The following is an 882-nucleotide window of genomic DNA, read 5'->3' as shown; positions in this document are numbered from 1 at the left end:
ATTCACCAGTACCTTGCCACTACCCAATGCGCCTCCAATGGCTCAGATTGATGCCAATATAACTCCAGCCCTTGAAAACCTTATTCATCAGTGTCTTGCTGTTGACCCTGCTGAACGTCCTCAGTCTGTAGAGCAGGTCCGGACTCAGTTGCTTTTGGCGATGAAAGGTCAGCATATTGCTGAGGAACAAGTGAATCGGGCAGGAGAAGGCTTAGCCTCTATTCAGCAAAAATTTGGCTTACTTGATGTTATGCAGGAAGACAAATTTGGCGCGGTTTATTTGTATGAAGATAAGTCCTCTCACAAGCTTCTGGTAATTAAGAAGCGTACCTCTACTTTTACGGGGTATCGTGAGGCAAAAATGCTTCACAGTTTGAAGCATCCGAATCTGGTTAATATTCTAGGAACATCCAAGAACGATAGTGTATTCATTGTTGTTATGGAATATGTCTCGGGTGGCAGTCTGCAGGACCGCTTGATTGAACCTATGGGAATGCAGATGTTTTTGAATACGGCGGTTCAAATTTGTAGAGGTTTGGCGTTTGCGCATCAAAATAGGGTTTGCCATGGCAATTTGCGTCCTAGCAATGTTTTGTTGACTTCAGATTTCCAGGTTAAATTGACAGACTTTGGTTTGGATGAGCATTATCGTGTCAAAGAGCGAGATGGTAACTGGTATGGAGATGCTGATGATCGAAAGGACGAGTTATCTGATATTTTTTCGCTTGGCGCAATTTTTTATCATGCATTAACGGGGGTTCCTCCAGCATTTAAGGATGGCAACCTGGTTAAGACCCAGATATTCATTAAATTACCCGTTGATATTCAGCAAATAGTTGGTCGCATGCTGTCACGTCGCCGAGAACAGAGACCGCAAAGCGT

1 protein-coding gene is annotated in these 882 nt (G+C 43.8%); it reads left to right on the top strand.

Features of this window, described 5'->3' with window-relative positions:
• Positions 1–37: 37 nt before the first annotated feature.
• Positions 38–882: serine/threonine-protein kinase (locus A3756_RS21900; RefSeq protein ID WP_156490679.1), on the top strand; the 845-nt coding region annotated here is incomplete at its 3' end.

This window comes from Oleiphilus sp. HI0086, from assembly GCF_001635225.1.
This window is presented reverse-complemented; position numbering and strand designations above follow the sequence as displayed.